We start from the raw sequence: 850 nt of genomic DNA, 5'->3' as shown, positions 1-850 counted from the left end.
GGACCTCCCGGTGCTCGCCCTGCTCCTCGGCCCCGCTCGCGGCGGCCTCGATGCCGAAACCGCCCGCGATCACCGAGAGGAAGGAACGGTTCATCGCCCGGCACATGATGTAGGACAGATAGGCACCGGAGGAGCCGACCAGCGCGCCGGTGACGATCAGCAGGTTGTTGTCGAGCAGGAAGCCGGCCGCCGCCGCGGCCCAGCCGGAGTAGCTGTTGAGCATGGAGACGACGACGGGCATGTCGCCGCCGCCGATCGAGGCGACCAGGTGCCAGCCCAGCGCGAGCGCCAGGACGGTGACCGCGATCACCGCCCCCAGGCCCGGGCTGACCGTGAACCAGACCGTCAGCCCCACGAACGCCGCCAGCGCGCCGATGTTGAGCGCGTTCTTGCCGGGCAGCACCAGCGGCCGCGAGGCGATCCGGGCGGACAGCTTGAGGAAGGCCACGATCGACCCGGTGAAGGTGACCGCCCCGATGAAGATGCCGATGAACACCTCGGCGTGGTGGATGCCCAGCAGGTCCCCGGCGACGGCGGTCTGCGCCGCTCCGTGCGCCTCCACCTCCAGGTAGCTGTTCCAGCCGACCAGCACCGCGGCGAGGCCGACGAAGCTGTGCAGTACGGCGATGAGTTCCGGCATCTGCGTCATCTCGACCTGCCGGGCCCGCCACAGTCCGGCCGCTCCGCCCAGCGCCATCGCCAGGACGATCAGGGCGACCGCCCCGGCGCTGATGCTCCTGGACGCCACCACCACGGTGGCGGCGAGGGCGAGCGCCATCCCGGCGATGCCGTAGACGACCCCGGCGCGGGAGGTGCGGTGCTGGGACAGCCCGGCCAGGCTGAGGATGAT

1 protein-coding gene is annotated in these 850 nt (G+C 71.4%); it reads right to left on the bottom strand.

Features of this window, described 5'->3' with window-relative positions; genetic code table 11:
- Positions 1-850, bottom strand: an 850-nt coding sequence (locus tag VR45_RS33320) for an NAD(P)(+) transhydrogenase (Re/Si-specific) subunit beta (RefSeq protein WP_045943634.1), incomplete at its 3' end; no start/stop codon positions are given.

Origin of the sequence: Streptomyces sp. NRRL S-495 (assembly GCF_000966955.1) — a bacterium.
Classification (GTDB): Bacteria; Actinomycetota; Actinomycetes; order Streptomycetales; family Streptomycetaceae; genus Kitasatospora; species Kitasatospora purpeofusca.
The sequence above is the reverse complement of the archived record's forward strand: the minus strand, read 5'-3'. Positions and strand labels throughout refer to the sequence as shown.